The 626-nt window shown below is 66.1% G+C and carries 2 protein-coding genes; both read left to right on the top strand.

What is annotated here, in order from left to right; translation table 11 throughout:
* The first annotated feature begins 34 nt into the window (after positions 1-34).
* Positions 35-274, top strand: a complete 240-nt coding sequence (locus ET989_RS14665) for a ribbon-helix-helix domain-containing protein (protein ID WP_220492351.1) — start codon at positions 35-37, stop codon at positions 272-274.
* Positions 261-608 carry a type II toxin-antitoxin system PemK/MazF family toxin gene (locus ET989_RS14660; protein ID WP_131170284.1) on the top strand — a complete coding sequence of 116 codons (348 nt, stop codon included), beginning with the start codon at positions 261-263 and terminating at the stop codon, positions 606-608. Before ET989_RS14665 ends, ET989_RS14660 begins: the two co-directional genes overlap by 14 nt.
* Positions 609-626 lie beyond the last annotated feature (18 nt).

Here is a 626-nt window from a genome sequence, read left to right as displayed (position 1 = left end):
ACCGTGGTAGGAAGTCTGGTAGTAGGCTGGTCGCATGAGTCAGGTGAAGTTGAGTGTGAGTCTCTCCGAGAGCGAGGTCGCAGCCCTGGACAAGTACGCCCACGCTGCCGGCCTGAAGTCGCGCTCCGCGGCCATCCAGCAGGCGATCAGGCTACTCGGCGACCCAGAACTCCAGTCCGCCTACGAATCAGCCTGGCGGGAGTGGGAAGACTCCGGGAACGCCGACGCGTGGGATTCCGCCGCGGCTGACGGGATGGCTGATGCTCCGCGGTGAGATCCGGTTGGTCGATCTGGAACCCGCCCGCGCGGGAGAGGCGGACAAGCGTCGCCCTGCGGTGATCGTGAGCAACGACAACGCCAACGCCACCGCGGCGAGGCTGGGGCGTGGCGTCGTCACCGTGGTCCCCGTCACCAGCAACATCGCCAGGGTCTACCCCTTCCAGGTCCTCCTCCCCGCTGACGAAACAGGCCTGCACGTGGATTCGAAAGCCCAAGCTGAACAAGTTCGTTCGGTCTCGGTGGAACGCATCGGCCCCGTCACTGGCCGGATTCCCACCCACCTGCTGACCCAACTCGACGACGCCCTGCGCCTGCACCTCCACCTCTGACCACACGCTCGCAGCGGC

It is taken from the genome of Propioniciclava sinopodophylli (assembly GCF_004324755.1).
GTDB classification, from domain to species: domain Bacteria; phylum Actinomycetota; class Actinomycetes; order Propionibacteriales; family Propionibacteriaceae; genus Propioniciclava; species Propioniciclava sinopodophylli.
The sequence above is the reverse complement of the archived record's forward strand: the minus strand, read 5'-3'. Positions and strand labels throughout refer to the sequence as shown.

Excerpts from the sequence above, each read along its gene's own strand:
- ET989_RS14665 (WP_220492351.1), top strand. The coding sequence starts at position 35 with ATGAGTCAGGTGAAGTTGAGTGTGAGTCTCTCCGAGAGCGAGGTCGCA.
- ET989_RS14660 (WP_131170284.1), top strand. The coding sequence starts at position 261 with ATGCTCCGCGGTGAGATCCGGTTGGTCGATCTGGAACCCGCCCGCGCG.